This is a genomic window from Arcicella rosea (genome assembly GCF_040543805.1).
GTDB lineage: Bacteria > Bacteroidota > Bacteroidia > Cytophagales > Spirosomataceae > Arcicella > Arcicella rosea.
The window spans coordinates 21536-42872 of the sequence record NZ_JBEUMS010000007.1 but is presented as its reverse complement, the minus strand read 5'-3'; the positions used below and the strand labels follow the sequence as shown (position 1 = coordinate 42872).

The window sequence follows — 21337 nt, the reverse complement described above, 5'->3', positions numbered from 1 at the left end:
TTTATTCATGAGCAAGACCAATGATGATATCAAATTCTTCAGGTTTGATATGTGCAACCGAAAGGCGAGATTGTTTGATTAAAGATAAATCCTTCAATCGTTCATCGGCTTTCATTTGCTTTAAAGTAACCGTTTTAGGAAGCTTTTCAACAGGAACAAGATCCACAACTACCCAATTTTTATCCTCAGTAGTTGGGTCTTGATAAGCCTCTTTTACAATTTTGGCAATTCCTACTACTTCCATTCCTTCATTTGAATGATAGAACAAAACCAAATCATCCACTTTCATGGCCTTTAAATTATTTCGTGCCTGAAAATTTCGCACACCATCCCACATGCCTGTGCCTTGATTAACGAAATCATCCCAAGAATATTTGAAAGGTTCTGATTTTACGAGCCAATAATTCATAATAATAATGTATTTATTTGTTTTAAATCCTGAATGAAATTACTTTTTTTTAAAGTAATTTCATTTTAATAAATTATATTTTATTCGTACCCCGAAAAACAATATTTTCTTTCGCAAGACCTTACTTTTCTTGTCTTGATACAAGAAAAGTAACAAAAGAAAATCAAGAAATTCCGAATCGCAGCGGCGAACCGCCTCGCTCCGCTCAAACAGCGGAATTTCAGAAAATGCTGACGCCTGACAAATCTAAAAATTTACAAGTTAAACTTTTAAATAAAAAATCCGAAAGCGTTTAAACTTTCGGAAGTTAATATCAAGGAAATTTAGGGAATTTGCTAAAATCTGGTTTGCGTTTTTCTAAGAAAGCATTCTTGCCTTCTTTTGCTTCTTCAGACAAGTAATATAATAAAGTTGCATTACCTGCCAATTCCTGAATACCTGCTTGTCCGTCTAATTCAGCATTGAATGATGATTTCAGCATTCTTAAAGCCAATGGGCTTTTCTCTAAAATCTTTTTACACCAAGCTACGGTTGTTTCTTCTAATTTATCCAAAGGCACTACTTTGTTGACCAAGCCCATATCAAGTGCTTCTTCTGCATTGTATTGATCGCATAAAAACCAGATTTCACGAGCTTTTTTCTGACCAACTACTCTAGCCAAGTATGATGCACCAAAACCGCCATCAAAAGAACCAACATTTGGACCCGTTTGTCCGAAACGTGCATTTTCAGCCGCAATTGATAAATCACAAACAACGTGTAAAACGTGACCTCCGCCAATTGCCCAGCCAGCTACCATCGCCACAACAGGTTTAGGAATCGAACGAATTTGTCTTTGTAAATCTAACACGTTTAATCTTGGCACTGTATCTTCACCAACATAACCTCCATGTCCACGAACTGATTGGTCACCACCCGAACAAAATGCTTTTCCGCCTTCACCTGTCAAAATGATTACGCCAATTTCTTCTGTGTCACGGCAAATATTCATTGCATCAATCATCTCTTTCACCGTCAATGGTGTAAAAGCATTATGCACTTGAGGACGGTTGATTGAGATTTTGGCAATTCCTTCATGAAAAGTAAATAAAATCTCTTTGTATTCTTTAAGGGTTTCCCACTTCATATTATTGTATATTATAATGTTTATGCTTTTTAAAGTAAATGACTTCAAAATTAATCACTCATTTACAAAGCTCCAATTATTCTTTTCAAGCTTCTTCATTATAGTGTACATCCCAAGTATGGTCTGCCAATAATAAACACTTCGCTAAATATCGACTGTATTTAAACGAACGCCCCCATTCATTTGGTGCAATTAGTGAAAGTAAATCCGTACCATCTTCTTTCTCGTACATGTAGTAGGTTTCATTAATAATGGGTTCAAAACCAATGGCAGCGTCATAAATTCTTTCTGAAATCTCTTTGCGTTGGGCTAATAATTTTGCCTGACGAGCCAAGGTTTCCATTTGTTCGTACAACTGATTCATTTGTCTATCAGTTTGTTGACGCATTGCTAACACTGAACGACCTTTTGATTTCCCTAAATCTTCGGGTTTAATAACGGCGCTACCTGCCGTGTGAGCGTAAGGAAGTAAACCAGGATTTTCGGCTACTTTATCTTTATTGATAGGGTTTAAAAATTTATCTTCAGATGCTGCCATAACGAGCTTTTAATTAATTGAATGATGAAATGATTTGAACTTTTATTAGCGTTTGTCTTTAGCTTAAAAACGTAAATATCCTAAATGTAACACTCACAAGTATCTACCAAAATTAACAAATAAAGATAATATAATTACTTTTCAAGTAAAATGAAGATAATAAATCTACAAAATAAAAAATCAAAAGATTATTCCTTTAAAAACATTATCAAATAGATTCTTAAAAAGACATTTTTCCTACAAATAAAAGCTTATTCAGGCTATTATTTTATACCGAAAACCTTTTAATTATATTTTTCAATCATTTAATAATCATAACAAACGCAACCCTGCCAAAGTTTTTGGCGTATGGGTAAAAAAGTAAATCTTCTCATTTAATCTAAATTCAAAATCCTATGGAACGCAAGGAATTCTTATCGCTCGTTGGAGTGAGTGTTGGAGCGATAATTTTACAAAACTGTATGTCAGGTTGTACAAATTCATCAGACCCAACGCCTTCAAACAATAACAACAATGGTAATACTGGTGGAACAGGTGGAACAGGTGGAACAACAACTGGTTTAACAGGCAATAATACAATCTCAAAAGGTACAATTGATTTCACCTTAGATTTAACAAGTTCAAGTTTTGCTGATTTAAAAACTGATGGCAAGGCAATCGTAACTGGCGATGTAATTGTTGCTAGAACTAAAGCTGGAAATTATATCGCAGTTGCTAAAAGATGTACACACGAAGGTACAACTGTTGATTTTCAAGCAGATAACAACCGTTTTAATTGTTCAAATCATGGTTCAAATTTTGATTTGACAGGCAAAGTACTTAATGGCCCAGCAGCTAGTCCACTCACACAATTCTCTACTTCTTTTGATAGTGCTAAGAACACGCTAAGAGTATCTTAGAAAAACTAAGCTTTTATTAAGAACACTCCTCAAAAATGCTAACTTTGGTATTTTTAGGAGTGTTTTTTATTTGAGAAATGATGTTGATTGACGATTATGAAAATTTACCGAAGCCCAATTCGGAATATGAAGAAAAAGTAATAGCCTTCTGTAAAATTTGGCTAGATGGACAAGAAAGCTTTATTCTAAAAACTTCAGGCTCAACGGGTGAACCTAAACCCATTTCATTGAGCAGAAAGCAAATGGAAGCGAGTGCTTTATTAACAGGCAAAACTTTTGGTTTGAAAGAACAAAATTTAGCCTTAGTTTGCTTGAATGTAGAGTATATCGCTGGCATTATGATGTTGGTAAGAGGTATGGTTTTGAATCTGAAACTGCTAATTATTCCTCCTTCAAGTAATCCATTATTAAATATTGAAAATCAAAAGATTGATTTTGCCGCCTTTGTTCCTTTACAATTACAAAGTATTTTAGAGAGTAATAACACGCATTTTTTGAATACTTTAAATCAAATGAAAGCCATTATCGTTGGTGGAGCGGCAGTTAGTCAGCAACTGGTTGAACAAATTCAAAGATTATCAGTTCCAGTTTATAGTACTTATGGCATGACAGAAACGGTTTCGCACATTGCCATTCGTAGGATTAACGGAGAGGATACTTCTCAAAATTTCAAAGTTTTAACAGGCGTGAAAATTGGCATTGACGAACGCAATTGTTTGAATATTTTGGCAGCAGCCAGCAATTTTGAATTAGTACAAACCAACGATTTGGTTGAAATAATTGCTGAAGATGAGTTTAAATTATTAGGACGTTTTGATAATATTATCAATAGTGGTGGCGTAAAAATTCAGTTAGAGAAAGTAGAAAATACCGTTGAAAGCTTGCTGGAATCACTTCATATCAATCGTTTTTTTGCTTATGGCATGGCTGATGAACGCCTTGGACAAAAATTGATTTTGGTACTTGAATCTGAAAATCTGGACGATGAAATAAAACGTAAATTAATTGAAGACATAAAAAGCGTGTCGGATACGTATCAAATTCCTAAAAATATTTTTACTATTTCTGCTTTTTCGGAAACTCCAACAGGAAAAATTGATAAAAAAGCCACAATAAAAAGATTAAATTTGTCAAAAAAATAGCGAAGTCAACATGACTAAGGAAAATAGAAAGCATGAAAGTAGAAAAATTATCACAATTAGAAATCAAATTCGAGACGGCAGACATTTTGCCTCCTCCTTTTTCACACCAAATTCTCCTCACTTTAGATTTTAAAGAAAACTTTATTGATACAAAATTTGAGATTGCCTATACATACAGAGATGAATTGACCGACGAAGAAATCTTGGAAGAAGGTTTTACTGGCAATGAAGACTTAGCTTGGGCAGGCGAATTATCAAAAGCTTGGGAAGCACCCATCCTGAATCTGATTGGCAAAACTTCTGAAAAATTCAATACCAAAGCCTTGGAAGAAGAACAAAATTTTCTGGAAATTTCAATCAATCAAAAAATAAAGGGAAATCCAAGCAACCAAGAAGCTTGGGAATATTTACTTCAAGAACTTACGCAAGCTGTTTATGAAACTTATGGAAAAGAAGCTCCTTTTCAATTGGTTTTCAAAAAGATTGAAAAAGATAAAAGTACTTCAACCTTTGAATTGAATTTACATTATACCGACAGAAAAGTACTAGCGTCAACCACTACGAATGGTATTGAAGAAAGCAAAAATCTTTCTTGGGAAGAAGCCAGCGATTTATTACAGCACATTTTCATTGGTGATTTTATCACTGATAAAGCACAAAAAGCTGAACCAAAAACGGTTGGAAAATTTATTTCAATTGGTGATGGTTTCTGGTATGAATTCACAAAAAGCCTGAAAAATCCAAATGGGAACAGAGCTTATATTGTAGATTTATATCAAAAATTTGAAGCATATTTATAGTAAAAAATTAAAAATAGTCGTTCTCGTGGAGCGACTATTTCCATTTCCTAACCAATTTTTACTGTGTAAAATCTATGAGAAGAGTATTATTTTTTTTATTCATCATGATTGGTGGATGCCAAATTTTTGCTCAAGAAAACGCTGTCAATTTATCTCAAAACCCTGCTTCACTAAAATGGTCGCAGATTAAAACACCTCACTTTCGCTTAATTTTCCCTAGCAATATTCAGTCATTAGGCGAAAGAACCGCCAACGTTTTAGAAACCGTTTACCAGCCTGTCAGTAAAACGCTTGGGAAAAACCCACGTCCGATTTCCATTGTTCTCCAAAATCAAACGAGTGTTTCAAATGGCTTTGTTACTTTGTTTCCTCGTCGTTCAGAATTTTACATTACTCCTCCGCAAGACTATACTTTACTCGGCACCAACAATTGGTTAGATTTATTGGCAGTTCACGAATTTCGACACATCGTTCAATACGACAAAGCATTAACAGGAAGTACCAAATTAATGCACACTCTTTTTGGAAGTAATGGTTGGGGCATCGTCAACTCGTTGGCTGTTCCCAATTGGTTTGCAGAAGGTGATGCCGTTGGAACAGAATCAGTATTAACTCATTCGGGAAGAGGGAAAATTCCAACTTTCGATATGGCTTTGCGTACACAATTGCTAACAAAAGGAGCTTACAGTTATGCTAAAGCCGTAAGTGGTTCATATAAAAATTTCATTCCTAATCATTATGTAAATGGTTATTTGATGACGTCTTTTATGAAAACTAAATACGGAGCCTATGCTTGGGATAAAATTTTGGAAGGAACATACAAAATGCCTTTTTATCCTTTTTCTTTTTCAAATAATATTAAAAAAGTAACAGGTTTAAAAACAGAGCAACTTTACAAAAATGCTTTTGATGATGCCAAACAAGCTTGGGAAACACAGCTAAAAAATATTCAAGAAACGACTGTTTCTCCTTTGAAAACTGCTAAAAATAAGTTTTTTACTCAATACGAATTTCCACAAATCATACCAGATGGCAGAATTTTAGCCTTAAAATCAGGCTTGGCTGATATTCAACAATTTGTATTATTGGACAAAGAAAATAATGAAGAGAAATTACTTGAATTAGGTATTTTCAACAATGCAGGAATGCTTTCTACTGCAGGTCCAAAAGTAGTTTGGTCTGAATTTAATTTTGATGTACGCTGGGGACAAAAAGATTTTTCTGTCATCAAAATCTATGATTTCAATACAGAAACAACAAAAACACTTACTCACAAAACAAAATTTACGGCACCAGCTTTATCAAACGATGCGAGTAAGATTGTAGCCATAGAAAATAGTCCTGAAAACAAATGTAGTTTAGTGATTTTAGATGCTGAAAATGGACAAGAAATTTCAAGAATTCAAAATCCTAAAAATGCCTTTTACTTACATCCACGTTGGACAGAAAACAATGAAATTCTTGTTGTAAAATTGCTTGATGGCAAAAAAAGCATTGTTACGATTAATCCTGAAAACAGTTTTGAAAAAGAATTATTTTCACCAATTGCAGAAAACATTGCTCATCCAGTAAAAGTAGAAAATTACATTTTGTTCAATTCTGGTGTAACTGGAATTGATAATGTTTTTGCATTTGATACAAAAACACAAAAGCGTTTTCAAGTAAGCAATCGAAAATTTGGTGCTTTTAATCCAGTTGTTTCAACTGATGGAAAAACGCTTTACTTCAACGATTTTACTGAAAACGGTAATCGCATTGTTGAAATGCCTTTTAATCCTGCAAACTTCTTGCCTTTTGATGAATCTCTAAATAAACCTGTTAAGTTTTTTGGGCAGATGTTGGTACAAGAAGCAGGTGAAAATTTACTTAAAAATATTCCCAATCAAGCTTACGAAACCAAACCTTACAGCAAAGCCAATATTTTTAATATTTATAATTGGGGAGCTGTTTTTAGTTCAAACAGTAACAATCTTAATATTGGTCTTTCTTCTCAAGATTTATTAAGTACTACTGCCATCAGTACTGGTTATTCATACAATGCCAACGAAAAAACTGGACAATTTTTCGCTGATTTAAGTTTTGAAGCTTGGTATCCGAAAATCAATTTGAATTATACCAATGGACAACGCCAGACTGATATTTATATAGACAAAAGTAGTCCTAGAGATAGTTTAAGATCGGATAAATGGAATCAACAACAAATGGTATTGGGAGTAAGTTTGCCATTTAATTTCACTCGTTCTAAGTATTATCAATCTATGGAAATTGGTGTAAATACGGCTATTACACAAGTATCAGGCTATGATTTACAAGACCGTTATCTTTCTGAAAGTTTCAATGGAAATGTCAACTCAATAATTTATACTTTCATATATTCAAGACAATTAAAAAGAGCCTTGAGAGATGTTGCACCACGCTGGGGACAAAGTATTAGTTTTTACGCAAGAAATATGCCTTTCGGCGGAGATTTGAATGGAGGATTGACATCTATTCAGGGAAGTATGTATGTACCGGGATTCTTCAAACATCATAGCATTCGTTTGAGAGCTGCTTTACAAAACCAAAGTGGTTTCAAAAACCCAAATGGTTCTCCTAATAATAAATTATATATTTTTGGTAGCCCAACGTTTTTTCCTAGAGGTTATAGTTATCGTGCTTTTGAAAACCTTAGTACTGGTTCTGTAGAATATCGTTTACCGCTGTTTGACCCCGATTGGAATTTTGGTAGATTAGTTTATCTAAAAAGATTAAAAGCTAATTTTTTCGCAGATTTTGGACAAGGTGAAACCAATTATAATTGGACAGAAACGCAAAATGGGAAAACTGTCATCTACAAAGGTTCAGATAAAGGAAACTTTACCTCAATCGGTTTTGATTTTACTGCACAGTTCCATCTTTTACGTTTCTCGCAACAATTTGAGGCAGGCTGTAGAGGTATTTACTTAACAAATCAAGGACGATTTATCTTTCAACCCTTGGTAATTGACATTGGTTTTTAAGAAAAAACCTTTATGTTTGAGAAATAATCTATCAGTTCAACATTGTACATCTAATATGAAATTTTTCTCCTACCGAGTTTACTGGATAATGCAAATTTCTTGGTGGCTCTTTACGACACTTGTTCTTAGACAACCGACAACAAAATACTTTGAACAGCCCATGCAATTGGGTTCCTACTTAACGATTAACTTCTTGGTAGGTCTTCTTTTTACGCACTTTTATGCAAAAACATATCTTAATAAAGACCGTGAAAACGGACAAATGATTGTTTTCCCTTTAGTATCTTCATTACTGTTGGGGCTTGGTTTTTTCTTAATTGATTACTTCTTTGGTTTTCAACGTTACCGAAAACCAAGTATGGGCATCGCTTTAGAACCTTATGATTATTATCAATTCTTTATAGAATCTGTTCGTTACGTTATCATCTGGTTCTTGTTTTTTCATCTCTTTTTAAGCAATCGAAAAGCACAAAGAAAAGAATTGCAATTGGCAAATGCAGAAATGTCCTTAAAAACCGCCGAACTTGAAAATCTTAAAAATCAGCTCAATCCACATTTTCTTTTTAATGCTATCAATAGTATTAAAGCACTCACCATTTTCGACCCAGAACTTGCTCGTCAAGCTTTAACAGAGCTTTCTCAATTACTTAGAACTTCCTTGAGCATGGGCAATCAGCAATTAGTGCCTTTGGATATGGAATTGAAATTAGTGAGAGATTACCTTTTTCTTGAAAAAATAAGGTATGAAAAACGTTTAGATTATTCTTTCGATATTAAGCAAGAAACATTGAATTTAAGTATTCCTCCGATGTCGGTACAACTATTGGTAGAAAATGCCATTAAACATGGAATTGGTAAGAATAAATTAGGGGGAAAATTGCGAATCGTTTCAGATTATAGTCAGAATGTTTTTACTTTAAAAGTAATCAATACAGGAAAAATTACAAGTATAGCAAGCGATGAAGGCGTTGGAATGAAGAATTTACAAAAACGTTTATTATTGAATTTTCAAGATAAAGCATCTTTTGCTTTAACGCAAGAAAATGATTCTGTGGTAGCGACAATCACAATTATGGTATAGCGAGTTGTGAATAAAACTCACAACTCGCTATTATCTGTTAAAAAAGAATCAAATAAGTAATTGCTCCCGCCAAATAACCCACAAAAGCCAGTAAACTAATTTTCTTTAAATACCACATAAAATCTATCTTTTCCATTCCCATGACGGCTACTCCCGAAGCCGAACCAATGATTAAAATACTTCCGCCAGTACCTGCACAATAAGCCATAAATTCCCAAAGTTTTGAATCAGTCGGGAAACTTGTTAAATCGTACATACCCATTGATGCCGCCACTAAAGGTACGTTATCAATCACCGCCGAAGCCAAACCTATCGCAAACACAATTACGTCTTGATTGCCAATAGTGCTATCCATCCAAGTAGCGAGACCCGTCAACAAATGAGTTGCTTCTAAAGAACCAATCGCTAGTAAAATTCCTAAGAAAAATAAAATACTTGAAGAGTCAATCTTACTTAGTGCATGAGCAACAGAAAAAGGTTTTTTCTCCGCATCGTCTCTGCCATGATGAAGTATTTCAGACACAACCCAAACAATTCCTAAACCCAATAACACACCCATGTAAGGTGGTAAATGAGTAATAGTTTTAAAAATGGGTACGAATAAAAGCATTCCCAAACCTGTTACCAACATAATCATAGAATGTTTTCTAGCCAGATAAGTATTCGATTCTAATTCAATTTTAGAGGTTTGTACTGAAGCTGTTTGTATATTTCCTTTCATTGTAAATGACAAATAAATCAATGGCACAAATAGCGAAACTAAACTCGGAAGCAATAATCCTTTGATGATAGCGGTTGCCGTAATTTGTCCACCAATCCAAAGCATCGTAGTTGTAACATCTCCAATCGGCGACCAAGCACCGCCTGCATTGGCAGCGATAATAACAATTCCTGCAAAAAACATTCTTGTTTCTTTATCTTTAATCAGTTTTCGTAATACCGAAACCATCACAATGGCAGTTGTAAGATTATCTAAAGCAGCCGATAAGAAAAAGGTAATCAAACTAATTATCCAAAGTAAAGTCACTTTGTTTTTACTGGTAATTTTATCGGTAATAATCTTGAATCCATAGTGAGAATCAATCAATTCCACGATAGTCATCGCTCCTAAAAGAAAGAAAAGTATTTCAGAAACACTGCCTAAATGATGCGACAATTCTTCACCAACAGTAGCAGGTTGATGGTCGAAAAGAATGTAGATTGTCCAACATAATACACCAGTAATTAATGCAGTAGCTGTTTTGTTGAGATGAATAGTGTGTTCAAAAGCAATAGCCAAATAGCCAATTACAAAAATAAGAATCAGTAAAGTTTGCATCGTTGTGGTTTAAGTATATATCAATTTGGTTAATATTTCTTAGTATGGTTATTTACAAAAATCACCGTCAGCATAACTAACGGTGATTCCTTAACAGATCAAATTATTCTACTACGTTATAACAGAAATCCCATCATTATTTCATGTATATCAAATCTTGATTCTTTATTTCAAATATGAAGAACACTGTTTGTAGTACAAAGGTCTATTACTAACCTTAAGAAGAGCTTAATCTAATATTAGAATTTGATTAGAAAACACAAAATATTATTGATGAGGAATTTTTACGACAAATTCTGTTCCTAAATTCAATTTACTTTTTACTTGAATGATTCCATTGTGAAGTTCAATAATATGTTTCGCTACCGATAAACCCACTCCAAAACCTTTAATATTATTGGTATTTCTGGCACGATAAAAAGGATTAAAAATATTGGGCAAATCACTTTTTGAAATACCAATTCCTTTATCTTGAATTTTTACGATACAATACTTTTTATCAAAACTTAGCAAAATATTAGCTTGTTTATTGGCAGAGTATTTACAGGCATTTTCCAACAAATTGACAAACAGGTTTTCTAATAAAACTTGATTTCCTTCAATCAAAGTAAGGTTATCTTCTTCTGGAATGATTTCAAAATCAAAAGTAATGCGATAATCTTGATGAATTTGCTGTACAGATTGTTGGGCATTCAGTAAAATATCCTCCATTCTCAGTACTTCAAAAATAAACTTTTCACCATCATCTGTGGCTTTTGCTAATTGTAGCAAACCATTGGATAATTGAATAAGTCTTTCGGTATCATTCAAAATATTCTTTAATATTTGTTGATATTCCTTGGCAGAATACTCTTCATCCAAGCCTACTTGTACTTCAGTTTTTAAAGCAGCCAAGGGTGTTCTGAGTTCGTGCGAAGCCTGTGATACAAATTGTTTTTGCTGAATAAATGCCATTTCTAGTCGATGAAGCATACTATTAAAATTTACCGCCAAGGCTGCAATTTCATCTTTACCATTGCCTTCATCTAATCTCTTTTTAAGATTATGTGCCGTAATTCTAGAAATTTCTTCATTTACCGATTGTATCGGTTTCAGAGCTTGACTCGCAAAAAACACTCCTAAAGCTATTGTGATAAGTATTCCCGACAGTAAACCTATTGCCAAGGTTTTGATAAGATTCTCTTTTTGTTCAATTCCAACACTATCAGTCGCAGAAGCTAATACGACGAAACGGTCGAATTTTCCTTCAAATAATATCCCAATTACTTGTCTTTGATTACTTTCAAAAGTTACTCTTCCCTCCTTTCGAACCATTTCCAATAGATGGTTATTAAGATAATCTGCTCGCTTTTCTACATTAGCATACAAAAGTTCATTTCTAAAATTATAGACAAATACTTCTTCGTCAGATAAACGCAAAGACGAATTACTATCCATTAATTTCAATAATCTTGGTGTAAATTCTTGGACATCAACCAACAAACGAGCGGTTGTATTTGAACGAGCTTGGAGACGGTCGTAAAAGTTTTTTTTGCGTTGATTTTCTGCCCGAAGAAAAACTATGGCAGAGAAAATCAGCAAGATAATCGCTACAATGATGGTAAACTGAATGGCTATTTTATAACGAATTTGCATGTATTATCAAGAGTGATGAATTGTGAGTGATGAGTTTTGAAGTTTAATACAACACTTTACATACAAGAACGTAGTTTATTTTACAGATGCGACTTACAGAGTTTTCAATACATATCCTAAGCCTGTTTTGGTATGAATAAGTTTAGGTTCAAACTCACGATCTATCTTTTTACGAAGGTAATTAATATATACTTCAACGATGTTGGTACTGGTATCAAAATTCAAATCCCAAACATTTTCTACAATATCCATTTTGGATAATACTCTACCTTTATTTCTGAGCATATATTCCAACAGTTCAAATTCTCTGGCTGTTAGTTCAATAATTTGCTCGTCTCGGCTTACAGTTTTACTTCTTAGATTCATCGCCAAATTGGCTTCTCGTAAAATCTCCGTACTCACCTCTTGCAGTTGGTTCGCACGTCGAATCAAAGCCTGAATTCTAGCGGTTAGCTCTCTAAATTCAAAAGGCTTAACCATATAATCGTCAGCACCTTCTTCTAAGCCTTTTACTTTATCATCTACCTCTCCCATCGCCGTAAGCATCAAAATCGGTGTAAGAATATTATTTTGACGAATAATTTTACAAACCTCAAACCCATTCATTAAAGGCAAATTGACGTCTAACAAAATTAAATCATACGTATTATTAGTAGCCAAACTAGCACCCATAAAACCATCGTAGGCGGGTTCGATGATATAATTCTTTTTCTCTAATCCATTTCTCAGACTATCAGAAACCCTTTTATCATCTTCGATGAGTAATATTTTTTTGCTATTTTCCATAAAACCTGTAGGTCGAGTTGATAATCAAAACCGTAACTCGGGTTTCCAACCCGATGAAGAGTTACATTGCGGTCGTTCACAAGGATGAATTTCCAAAAAAAATTCTTGTTTAGAAAGTTTTGGGGTAAGTCGGGTTGGAAACCCGACCTACAGTTATTGTTTTACTAGATGTCTATCCAATCTAACAAGATGAGTATTTCAGTTTACTAGATACTCATTTAATCTTACTAGATGACCATTTTAGTTTACTAGATGCTCATTTAATCTAACAAGATGAGTATTTCAGTTTACTAGATGCTCATTCAATCTTACTAGATGACCATTTCAGTTTACTAGATGCTCATTCAATCTTACTAGATGACCATTTCACTTTACTAGATGCTCATTCAATCTTACTAGATGACCATTTCACTTTACTAGATGCTCATTCAATCTTACCAGATGACCATTTCATCAAGTATTTTGATGGTAAAATGTTCTCAGATTGCAAATCCGAGCTATTGAATTTCTTGTAAACTTTCGTAATTGGCTTGTAAAATGGTTCCTATATGTTCGTCTGTCAAGGCTGTTGAAAGGAACATAGCTTCATATTGAGATGGTGCTAAGTAAATTCCTCTTTTCAACATGGCTTGGAAGTATTTTCCGAATGCTACAGTGTCGGATGTTTTGGCATCTTCAAAATTGTTTACGGCTTGGTCGGTAAAGAATAGCGTAAACATTGAACCAACATGATTTAAGGTATAATTCAAGCCTAATTTACTCATGTTTGCTTTCATGCCGTCGGTTAATCTGGCTCCTACTTCTTCCAAACGTGTATAAACCGAAGGTGTTTCGTTTAGGTGATTCAACATTGCTAAACCTGCTGCCATCGCAATCGGATTTCCTGACAATGTTCCTGCCTGATACACTGGTCCTGCTGGTGAAACACAATCCATGATTTCTTTTTTTCCGCCATAAGCGCCTACTGGCATTCCTCCGCCTATGATTTTTCCCATCGTCGTCATATCAGGAGTAACGCCACAACGTTCTTGGAAACCTCCTTTTGATAAACGGAAGCCTGTCATTACTTCATCAAAAATCAAGATGATTCCTTCTTTATCACAAATTGCTCTTAAACCTTCCAAGAAACCTTCAACGGGTTTTACCAAACCCATATTTCCGACTACGGGTTCAAGAATGATACAAGCGATATTTCCTTTATTGGCATCTACTAAGGTTTGAACGGCTGCTAAATCATTGTAAGGAGCGGTTAAAGTATCGTTGGCTACGCCTTTGGTTACGCCTGGTGAATCAGGACTACCGAAAGTCATTACGCCAGAACCTGCGGCGATTAGAAATGAGTCGCCATGTCCATGATAGTTTCCTTCAAACTTTATCATTTTATCTTTTCCAGTATAGCCACGAGCGACTCTCACTGCCGACATCGTTGCTTCTGTTCCAGAGTTTACCATGCGTACTTTTTCAACCGATGGAATCATTGAGCAAATCAATTCAGCCATTTCTACTTCTCTACGGGTTGGAGCTCCGAACGAAAAACCACTTTGAATAGCATCTGAAACAGCTTTTTCTACTAATTCATTGGCATGACCTAAAATCATTGGTCCCCACGAATTAATTAATTCTATGTATGAATTACCATCTTCATCATGTAAGTATGCACCTTTTGCTGATTTTATAAAAATTGGGTTTCCACCTACCGCACGAAATGCTCTCACTGGCGAATTGACGCCTCCCGGAATAAAGTTTTTAGCTTTTTGAAAAAGTTGTTCTGATTGTGTCATTGTTTTTTTATTAAAAGTGAGGGCTTCAGGACTAAAAGACTTGATGACTGAAGGATTTAAAGAAAATATCATTTTACAATGTAAAATATCTTATCCATTTATCCATAAAGTCCCTTTTGTCTTAAAGTCCTTTAGTCCTCCAGTCACCAAATCCTAAAGTCTTCTAGTCATAAAGTCCCCAAAGTCTTTACTTAGCCAATACAAACTTAAAATTATCTAAAGTAGTAATTGGGCAAATTTGATTGTCTTGTGATTTGAAATAATTAAAACCCATTAAAGAATAAGTATTGTTATAAGTAGCTGGAGTATCCAAGCCTTTACGAATGTTATAACCATTTTTACCGAATAATCTTCCCCAGAAAAGTGCCAAATCATAACCATGAAAAGCATAATAAGAAGGAATTACGCCATATTTCCCTAAATACTCCTTTCGAAAACTATCTACTTCTGGTTTATCATTATCAATAAATTCTGGATTGATACAATAAATTTCTCTTCCCGACAAAGTACCGTTACTCAAATTATAAGTATTAAAAGCCTCCGCCGTTGTAACAAGCGGAGCCATTATTTCTTTTTTATTCAAAGCCGTAATCATCGAAAGTCCCGCTTTTTTATCAGAGGTTGACATAAAAATATGACTTACTCTCTTTTCAGGTAATTTACTGATGATATCCTCGGAATAAGATTTAATTTTCTCAAATTTCACTATTTCATACCCGATTTTTTCCATTTGTTCACGATAGCTTACCGCCATGATAGAATCGTTCTGAACATCTGAATAATAAATAGCGGTATTTCTTCCCATAAATGCTTGTCTGCTTACAAAATCTGCCGCTTTGGTAGCTTGCATCACTAAAGAAGGTTGTGCTAAAAAAGACAAATTATAATCATTCAAAATCTTTTGATTGTTCGACATCGGGTTCACAATCGGAATCTGATTAGCATCACAATAAGCCGTTGCAATTTTATTGGTTTCAGTATAAAGTGGCCCAACCAATAAATCCATCATCTGAAAAGAACGATTATTGACTAATTCAAGCATTTCATCAGGCTCGTTTGTCATGTCATAAACAAAACAATTCAAGGTAATTCCTTCTTTCAATAATTGATTTTTTGCCAATTTCATACCTTGATATAAATCCAAAGCATACTGATTTCTTCTAATTTTATCAGCACTCATATTGGCAACTTCCACGGGCAATAACAATCCAAAATTCAAATAACCTTTGGTTGTTCTTGATTTTGTGACACCTGCTGAAGTAGTATTAATGACGATATTTTGTTGAACTTTATCCGACAAAATAGTTTCGTTGGGAAACTTCTTAGATAATTCTTGGACTAATTTAGAATTGTCAATCTGACGGACATAAAATGTTTTCATTTCCGTCAAATCATTTTGTAGGGAATCAGCAGGGATTTTCTGAGCAATCGTAAAAGCCTCTGCGTACTTTTTCTCTTCAAAAGCTAACATCGTTAACAAAAAGTTAATTTCAGCTTTATCAGCCCAAGTGGGGTGAGCCACCATTAAACTCTTCAAAGTAGTTTTCGCTACAGAATATTCTTTCAGATGAATCGCACTTAATGCCGAAAAATAGAAAGAATTAGGTACTAGGACAGTTCCTAATTGATTATTGGAGAGATTCGTGAAGGCAATTTTAGCTTTTTCGTACTCGTGGTTTTTATATAATTCTAATGCTTTTTTGTAAGCTAACTCGTATTCAGGAAGCGAATTTTGTGCCTTCCCTACTTGGAAAGTAAACAGCAGCAATAAAATCCAGATAAATCTATTTAGCATATTTGAAAGTTTGAGTTTTACAAAGATAATAAACTTTGTATATTCACGATTGTATCAATTACTCATCAAAACTAATTTCATAATGAACATTCACTGGTACCTCAAGCATTTCAGAGACTTAACTACAATCGAATTATACCAAATTCTACAACTTCGTAATGAGGTTTTTATTGTTGAACAAAATTGTCCTTTTCAAGATTTAGACGATAAAGACTTAATTTCTTTTCATTTTATTGGCTTTGATACCAGTAGCCAAAAAATTGTAGCCTATACTCGCCTAATTGCACCTGGTATTTCATACGAAGAAGCCTCAATTGGTAGAGTGGTTACTTCTCCCTTAGCTCGTGGCGGTGGTTTTGGCAAAACTTTAATGCTCAAGTCAATTGAAATGATGGAAGAAATATTTGCGGGAAGTCCCATCAGAATCGGTGCACAATTATATTTAAAGCAATTTTATGAATCTTTTGGCTTTCAACAAGTTAGTGAAATTTATTTAGAAGACGGCATCGAACATATCGAAATGTTGAGGAATGAATAAAACAAATCCGTATTTTAGCGAATAAAAAATCAAATATCATTTAGAGAAAAAGCTTTTTAAGTCAACCATTATTTGACCAAAAACAAGATTCAAACCTTGTTGGATAAGTATTAATCACTGTTCCGACAAGTTTATATTTCATACAAATTCATGAATAAAACACAGCTTTCAATTATTGCCAAAACCGTTGGCGTAAATCAAACACAAGTTCAGAATACAATTAATTTATTAGAGGAAGGTGGAACAGTTCCGTTCATTGCACGATACAGAAAAGAAGCAACGGGAAGTTTAGATGAAGTACAAATCCTTGATATTAAAGAACTTTTAGGTAAACTCAAAGAAGCTGATAAACGCAGAGAAGGCATCATAAAATCCATTGAAGAACAAGGAAAAATGACGCCAGAATTGTTAGAAAAGCTTAACAATGCTTATTATTTACAAGAACTAGAAGATCTTTATTTACCATATAAACAAAAGCGTAAAACAAGAGCAAGTATTGCAATTGAAAAAGGTTTAGAGCCTTTAGCAAAATTGATTTTTGAACAAAAAGAGGCTAATGTACTTAAAAAAGCAGAAGCATTTTTGAATGATAAAGTAGCAAATGTAGAAGAAGCCTTACAAGGGTCAAGAGATATTATTGCAGAATGGATTAACGAAAATGTGGAGGCTAGAAATGCTGTTAGAAAAGTATTTGAGCGTGAAGCAATGGTTTATGCCAAAGTAAAAAAAGGCAAAGAAGAAGAAGGAATCAAGTACAAAGATTACTTTGATTTCTACGAACCCTTGAAAAAAGTACCTTCACATCGTTTATTGGCTTTGCGTCGTGGCGAAGAAGAAGGATTTTTAAGCGTAAGTATTTCTCCAGAAGAAGACAATGCTTTAGGAGCATTAGATAGAATTTTCTTGAAAGGCTTACCAGATGCTAAAAAAATCGTGGAAGAATCTATTACAGATTGCTACAAACGATTGATGAGACCTTCTATTGAAAATGAATTTGCAGGTTTTTCAAAAGAAAAAGCTGACACCGAAGCCATTAAAATCTTTGCGCAAAACCTTCGTCAGTTATTATTAGCTTCGCCACTGGGTCAGAAAAAAGTATTGGCTATTGATCCCGGTTATCGTACTGGTTGCAAAACTGTTGTATTAGATGCCCAAGGAAATTTATTGGCAGATACTGTTATTTACCCTTTTGACAAATCAATTGAAGCACAAAATACTGTTTTAACAATTGCAGAAAAGTATCAAATTGATGCCATTGCGATTGGAAATGGTACAGCAGGAAGGGAAACTGAAGATTTTGTCAAGAAATTAGCTTTCAAAAAAGTACCACAAATATTTGTAGTTTCAGAACAAGGCGCTTCCATTTACTCCGCCTCTCCTATCGCTCGTGAAGAATTTCCAGATAAAGATGTAACAGTTCGTGGAGCGGTTTCTATCGGTAGAAGATTGATGGATCCTTTGGCAGAATTAGTAAAAATCGACCCAAAATCAATTGGTGTTGGGCAATATCAACACGATGTTGACCAGTCGATGCTAAAGGGAACTTTGGATACAGTCGTTGAAAGTTGTGTGAATGCCGTTGGCGTAAATTTAAACACGGCTTCTAAACATTTATTGAGTTATGTTGCTGGATTGGGACCATCTTTAGCTGCTAATATTGTAAAGTATCGTCAAGAAAATGGGGAATTTAAATCTCGTCAGCAAATTAAGAAAGTTGCTCGTTTAGGTGAAAAAGCATTTGAACAATGTGCAGGTTTCTTGAGAATTCAAAATGCAGAAAATCCTTTGGATAATTCAGCAGTTCATCCAGAAACGTATCCAATTGTTGAAAAAATGGCAAAGGATTTGAAGTGTTCTGTGAAAGATTTAATGAGTTCTGTAGAACTTAGAAAACAATTAAATCTGAATGCTTATGCCAACGACAAAATTGGTTTACTGACGCTTCAAGACATTTTAAAAGAATTAGAAAAGCCTTCTCGTGACCCACGTGAACAATTAACAGCTTTTGAATTTGATGCAAATGTGAAGAAAGTAGAAGATTTATATGAAGGAATGGTACTTCCGGGTATCGTTACGAACATTACTGCTTTTGGTTGTTTTGTAGATGTTGGCGTAAAACAAGATGGTTTGGTGCATATTTCCCAATTAGCCAACCAATACGTTTCCGACCCAAATCAGGTAGTGAAATTACAACAACAAGTACAAGTTAGAGTAATGGAAGTTGATATCGCCAGAAAAAGAATTGCTTTGAGTATGAAGGCGGTTTAGTATTTGGTTTTAAGATACAAGAAGCAAGATTCAAGACAGAAGAAGCAAGAAAAAGAGATGTTGGAAAAATAATAAAAACGACTTACCTAACTCGCTTTTATTAATCCTGACTTTTGCATCTTGTATCTTTAATCTTGCATCTTGCTACTCTTCCAAAAATCCCCCAAAAAATGAACAACCTAGAAGTATGGATGCGTGGACCAATTGCTGGATTGGCTCCATTATTACAACCTGTGGCTCATGCAATTTTGCAAGCTCGTGAGGAAGTAAATCTGATGATGATTGATTTTCCAGAAGAATTACTTTGGGAATCTCCTGCGGGTTGTGCTTCAGTGGCTTTTCATTTACAGCATTTAGCGGGTGTGTTAGATAGACTTTTTACTTATGCCAACGACCAGATGTTGAGCGAAGAACAATTAGATTTATTACAATTAGAATCAGTAAAAAATCAATACAATGTAAACGTAAAGTCATTACTTACACGTTTTAACAATCAAGTGAACAAGGCATTGACACAGTTAAAAAATATAGACGAAAAAACATTGTTGGAAGCAAGAGGAATTGGAAGAAAACGAATACCAACGAATGTTTTAGGCTTACTTTTTCATGCTGCAGAACATACGCAACGCCATACTGGTCAACTTTATGTTACCGTAAAAATGTTAAAAAATGCTCAAAGCGGAACAATCCAGCTTTAACAAATTTATATTATTGATTCCTTATGAAACAAAACCATTTGAATACTTTTTATCGTTTTTCTGTACTAATTGGTGTAGTTGTATTGTTAGATTCTTGTAAATTATTTCGTAAAAAAGAAGATAATAACGTTGTGGTTACTCATCCAAAATCAGTTCCTCCAACTAATACTTCTAAAACTTACAATGCCAAAACAATCAATAGTTTAATTTCAACTGCAAGAAGCTATACAGGTGTTCCATACCGAGCTGGGGGAACAGATAGAAATGGAATGGATTGTTCAGGTTTGTTATTTTGTGTTTATAATCAATTTGGTTTTAAAATTCCTAGAATTTCCTATCAGCAATCAGATTTTGGTAAAGAAATATCAATTGATGACCTTCGCCCTGGTGATTGGGTGTTTTTCGTAACCAATAAAGGAAACGTAAGTAATATTAATCACGCTGGACTAATCACAGAATTGAGAAGTAAAACAGAAGTAATGTTTATTCACTCCTCCTCTTCAAAAGGTATCAGAGAAGATAATCTTTACAGCAAATATTGGATGGGGTGTTTTGCTAAGGCAAGTAGGCCGTTCTAAGCCAAATTCAACCCAATCACCAAAGCCCACATCATTGCAAAGCTTATCAGCATAGAAACATTTACCAGCATTCCTGCAATTTTGGTATCATAATTTAATTCGTCAGAGAAAGGTAAAATCGTCATTCCAACGGGGATTATTAATACAATTAACAACACATTTCTGTACAATTGCTCTACAGGCAACAAATAAAAGAAAGTAAATCCTAACAGAAATCCCCAGAAGTAACGAATTAAAAGTACTTTAGAAACCTTCTTGAGTATCTCTCCAGAAGTAGAAATATTCAAATAAATTCCCATAATTAACAAGACTATTACTTTGTTTCCTCTTGCCATCACATCAATCACATCAATCACAATCGTGGGAATTTCTATTTTTGCTAAGTTTACAAAAACACCCAAAAGTATGGCTTGAAAAGGCAATAAAGTAAATATTTTCAAGATAGCTTTTTTGGCATTTTGTGAAATACTTACACTTTCATTTTTATCCGACATAAATACCCCTGTGCCATATACTAAGCCAAAAACGGCAAAAGAATTTCCAAAATCAAACATGGCAGCATATACCATTCCAGCTTGTCCCCAAATACCTTCAATCAACGGATAAGCAAAAAGTCCGAGGTTAAAACCTCCACTTCCCATAATCAAAATCGCTTTCATTTTCTGCGTCTGATTTTTGAATAATTTTGCAGCAGTAAACATCGTAAGCAATGAAAAACAAAAAGAAATAACAGGCAATAACAAGAGGTTAAATTCAAAATGCACACGTTTCATCGTTAAAAACATCAACGCTGGAAAAGTAGTGTGCATTAATAATTTAGAAATAATTTTTCCTTCTTTTTCAGAAACAATATTTTGGCGCTTCAAAAAATATCCGACCAAAATGATACTCAAAGCAGTAATAAAAACGGTATTGGTTTGATTCATGGAAATGAGAAAGAAAACAA

General features: G+C 34.2%; 18 protein-coding genes. 9 read left to right on the top strand and 9 right to left on the bottom strand.

Features of this window, described 5'->3' with window-relative positions; all coding sequences use genetic code 11:
* Position 1: 1 nt before the first annotated feature.
* From ABID42_RS10520 to ABID42_RS10510, 3 genes are all read right to left on the bottom strand, one after another.
* Entirely contained in the window at positions 2–409 is a 408-nt protein-coding gene (locus tag ABID42_RS10520; protein ID WP_367283633.1) for an EVE domain-containing protein, read from the bottom strand.
* Positions 410–722: 313 nt separating this feature from the next.
* Complete coding sequence (gene menB, locus ABID42_RS10515) at positions 723–1535, bottom strand: 1,4-dihydroxy-2-naphthoyl-CoA synthase (RefSeq protein WP_262887511.1); 813 nt, start codon at positions 1533–1535, stop codon at positions 723–725.
* Positions 1536–1620: 85 nt separating this feature from the next.
* The gene (locus tag ABID42_RS10510; protein ID WP_367283632.1) at positions 1621–2073 is read right to left on the bottom strand and encodes a DUF2452 domain-containing protein; all 453 of its coding nucleotides are present in this window, start codon (positions 2071–2073) and stop codon (positions 1621–1623) included.
* Positions 2074–2468: 395 nt separating this feature from the next.
* Here ABID42_RS10510 and ABID42_RS10505 point away from each other — a divergent pair, with 395 nt between their 5' ends.
* From ABID42_RS10505 to ABID42_RS10485, 5 genes are all read left to right on the top strand, one after another.
* Positions 2469–2972, top strand: a complete 504-nt coding sequence (locus ABID42_RS10505) for a QcrA and Rieske domain-containing protein (protein ID WP_367283631.1) — start codon at positions 2469–2471, stop codon at positions 2970–2972.
* A 77-nt stretch (positions 2973–3049) separates the two neighbouring features.
* Positions 3050–4114, top strand: a complete 1065-nt coding sequence (locus ABID42_RS10500) for an AMP-binding protein (protein ID WP_367283630.1) — start codon at positions 3050–3052, stop codon at positions 4112–4114.
* 32 nt (positions 4115–4146) lie between these two features.
* A complete protein-coding gene (locus ABID42_RS10495; RefSeq protein ID WP_367283629.1) occupies positions 4147–4914 on the top strand; it encodes a hypothetical protein in 768 nt (255 codons plus the stop codon).
* 74 nt (positions 4915–4988) lie between these two features.
* On the top strand, positions 4989–7913 hold the full coding sequence (locus tag ABID42_RS10490; RefSeq protein ID WP_367283628.1) for a BamA/TamA family outer membrane protein: 2925 nt from the start codon (positions 4989–4991) through the stop codon (positions 7911–7913).
* A 55-nt stretch (positions 7914–7968) separates the two neighbouring features.
* Positions 7969–8994, top strand: a complete 1026-nt coding sequence (locus ABID42_RS10485; RefSeq protein ID WP_367283627.1) for a sensor histidine kinase — start codon at positions 7969–7971, stop codon at positions 8992–8994.
* Between the two features lie 37 nt (positions 8995–9031).
* On the opposite strand, the gene nhaD is transcribed toward ABID42_RS10485, so the two are convergent.
* The 5 genes from nhaD to ABID42_RS10460 form a co-directional block, all read right to left on the bottom strand.
* Entirely contained in the window at positions 9032–10312 is a 1281-nt protein-coding gene (nhaD, locus tag ABID42_RS10480; RefSeq protein WP_367283626.1) for a sodium:proton antiporter NhaD, read from the bottom strand.
* Positions 10313–10579: 267 nt separating this feature from the next.
* Entirely contained in the window at positions 10580–11947 is a 1368-nt protein-coding gene (locus ABID42_RS10475) for a HAMP domain-containing sensor histidine kinase (RefSeq protein WP_367283625.1), read from the bottom strand.
* Positions 11948–12040: 93 nt separating this feature from the next.
* Positions 12041–12733 carry a response regulator transcription factor gene (locus tag ABID42_RS10470; protein WP_323258819.1) on the bottom strand — a complete coding sequence of 231 codons (693 nt, stop codon included), beginning with the start codon at positions 12731–12733 and terminating at the stop codon, positions 12041–12043.
* A 497-nt stretch (positions 12734–13230) separates the two neighbouring features.
* Complete coding sequence (gene hemL, locus ABID42_RS10465; RefSeq protein WP_367283624.1) at positions 13231–14514, bottom strand: glutamate-1-semialdehyde 2,1-aminomutase; 1284 nt, start codon at positions 14512–14514, stop codon at positions 13231–13233.
* Between the two features lie 187 nt (positions 14515–14701).
* Positions 14702–16309, bottom strand: coding sequence for an ABC transporter substrate-binding protein (locus ABID42_RS10460; RefSeq protein WP_367283623.1), 1608 nt, complete (start codon positions 16307–16309; stop codon positions 14702–14704).
* An 82-nt stretch (positions 16310–16391) separates the two neighbouring features.
* Between ABID42_RS10460 and ABID42_RS10455 the strand changes: the two genes are divergently transcribed.
* The 4 genes from ABID42_RS10455 (at position 16392) to ABID42_RS10440 (ending at position 20391) form a co-directional block, all read left to right on the top strand.
* Positions 16392–16847: a GNAT family N-acetyltransferase gene (locus tag ABID42_RS10455; RefSeq protein ID WP_323258816.1), complete on the top strand. Its 456-nt coding sequence runs from the start codon at positions 16392–16394 to the stop codon at positions 16845–16847.
* 150 nt (positions 16848–16997) lie between these two features.
* Complete coding sequence (locus ABID42_RS10450) at positions 16998–19115, top strand: Tex family protein (protein ID WP_367283622.1); 2118 nt, start codon at positions 16998–17000, stop codon at positions 19113–19115.
* A 170-nt stretch (positions 19116–19285) separates the two neighbouring features.
* Positions 19286–19813 (top strand): DinB family protein, encoded by a 528-nt coding sequence (locus ABID42_RS10445; protein ID WP_367283621.1) that lies wholly within the window; start codon positions 19286–19288, stop codon positions 19811–19813.
* Between the two features lie 23 nt (positions 19814–19836).
* Positions 19837–20391 (top strand): C40 family peptidase, encoded by a 555-nt coding sequence (locus ABID42_RS10440; RefSeq protein WP_367283620.1) that lies wholly within the window; start codon positions 19837–19839, stop codon positions 20389–20391.
* Here the strand turns inward: ABID42_RS10440 and ABID42_RS10435 are convergent.
* A complete protein-coding gene (locus ABID42_RS10435; protein WP_367283619.1) occupies positions 20388–21317 on the bottom strand; it encodes an AEC family transporter in 930 nt (309 codons plus the stop codon). The two genes, ABID42_RS10440 and ABID42_RS10435, sit on opposite strands and share 4 nt — an antisense overlap.
* Positions 21318–21337: the final 20 nt, after the last annotated feature.

Excerpts from the sequence above, each read along its gene's own strand:
- ABID42_RS10435 (WP_367283619.1), bottom strand. The coding sequence starts at position 21,317 with ATGAATCAAACCAATACCGTTTTTATTACTGCTTTGAGTATCATTTTG.
- ABID42_RS10460 (WP_367283623.1), bottom strand. The coding sequence starts at position 16,309 with ATGCTAAATAGATTTATCTGGATTTTATTGCTGCTGTTTACTTTCCAA.
- menB (WP_262887511.1), bottom strand. The coding sequence starts at position 1,535 with ATGAAGTGGGAAACCCTTAAAGAATACAAAGAGATTTTATTTACTTTT.
- ABID42_RS10445 (WP_367283621.1), top strand. The coding sequence starts at position 19,286 with ATGAACAACCTAGAAGTATGGATGCGTGGACCAATTGCTGGATTGGCT.
- ABID42_RS10505 (WP_367283631.1), top strand. The coding sequence starts at position 2,469 with ATGGAACGCAAGGAATTCTTATCGCTCGTTGGAGTGAGTGTTGGAGCG.
- hemL (WP_367283624.1), bottom strand. The coding sequence starts at position 14,514 with ATGACACAATCAGAACAACTTTTTCAAAAAGCTAAAAACTTTATTCCG.
- ABID42_RS10500 (WP_367283630.1), top strand. The coding sequence starts at position 3,050 with ATGATGTTGATTGACGATTATGAAAATTTACCGAAGCCCAATTCGGAA.
- ABID42_RS10455 (WP_323258816.1), top strand. The coding sequence starts at position 16,392 with ATGAACATTCACTGGTACCTCAAGCATTTCAGAGACTTAACTACAATC.
- ABID42_RS10490 (WP_367283628.1), top strand. The coding sequence starts at position 4,989 with ATGAGAAGAGTATTATTTTTTTTATTCATCATGATTGGTGGATGCCAA.
- ABID42_RS10485 (WP_367283627.1), top strand. The coding sequence starts at position 7,969 with ATGAAATTTTTCTCCTACCGAGTTTACTGGATAATGCAAATTTCTTGG.
- ABID42_RS10510 (WP_367283632.1), bottom strand. The coding sequence starts at position 2,073 with ATGGCAGCATCTGAAGATAAATTTTTAAACCCTATCAATAAAGATAAA.
- ABID42_RS10495 (WP_367283629.1), top strand. The coding sequence starts at position 4,147 with ATGAAAGTAGAAAAATTATCACAATTAGAAATCAAATTCGAGACGGCA.
- ABID42_RS10475 (WP_367283625.1), bottom strand. The coding sequence starts at position 11,947 with ATGCAAATTCGTTATAAAATAGCCATTCAGTTTACCATCATTGTAGCG.
- ABID42_RS10450 (WP_367283622.1), top strand. The coding sequence starts at position 16,998 with ATGAATAAAACACAGCTTTCAATTATTGCCAAAACCGTTGGCGTAAAT.
- nhaD (WP_367283626.1), bottom strand. The coding sequence starts at position 10,312 with ATGCAAACTTTACTGATTCTTATTTTTGTAATTGGCTATTTGGCTATT.
- ABID42_RS10520 (WP_367283633.1), bottom strand. The coding sequence starts at position 409 with ATGAATTATTGGCTCGTAAAATCAGAACCTTTCAAATATTCTTGGGAT.
- ABID42_RS10470 (WP_323258819.1), bottom strand. The coding sequence starts at position 12,733 with ATGGAAAATAGCAAAAAAATATTACTCATCGAAGATGATAAAAGGGTT.
- ABID42_RS10440 (WP_367283620.1), top strand. The coding sequence starts at position 19,837 with ATGAAACAAAACCATTTGAATACTTTTTATCGTTTTTCTGTACTAATT.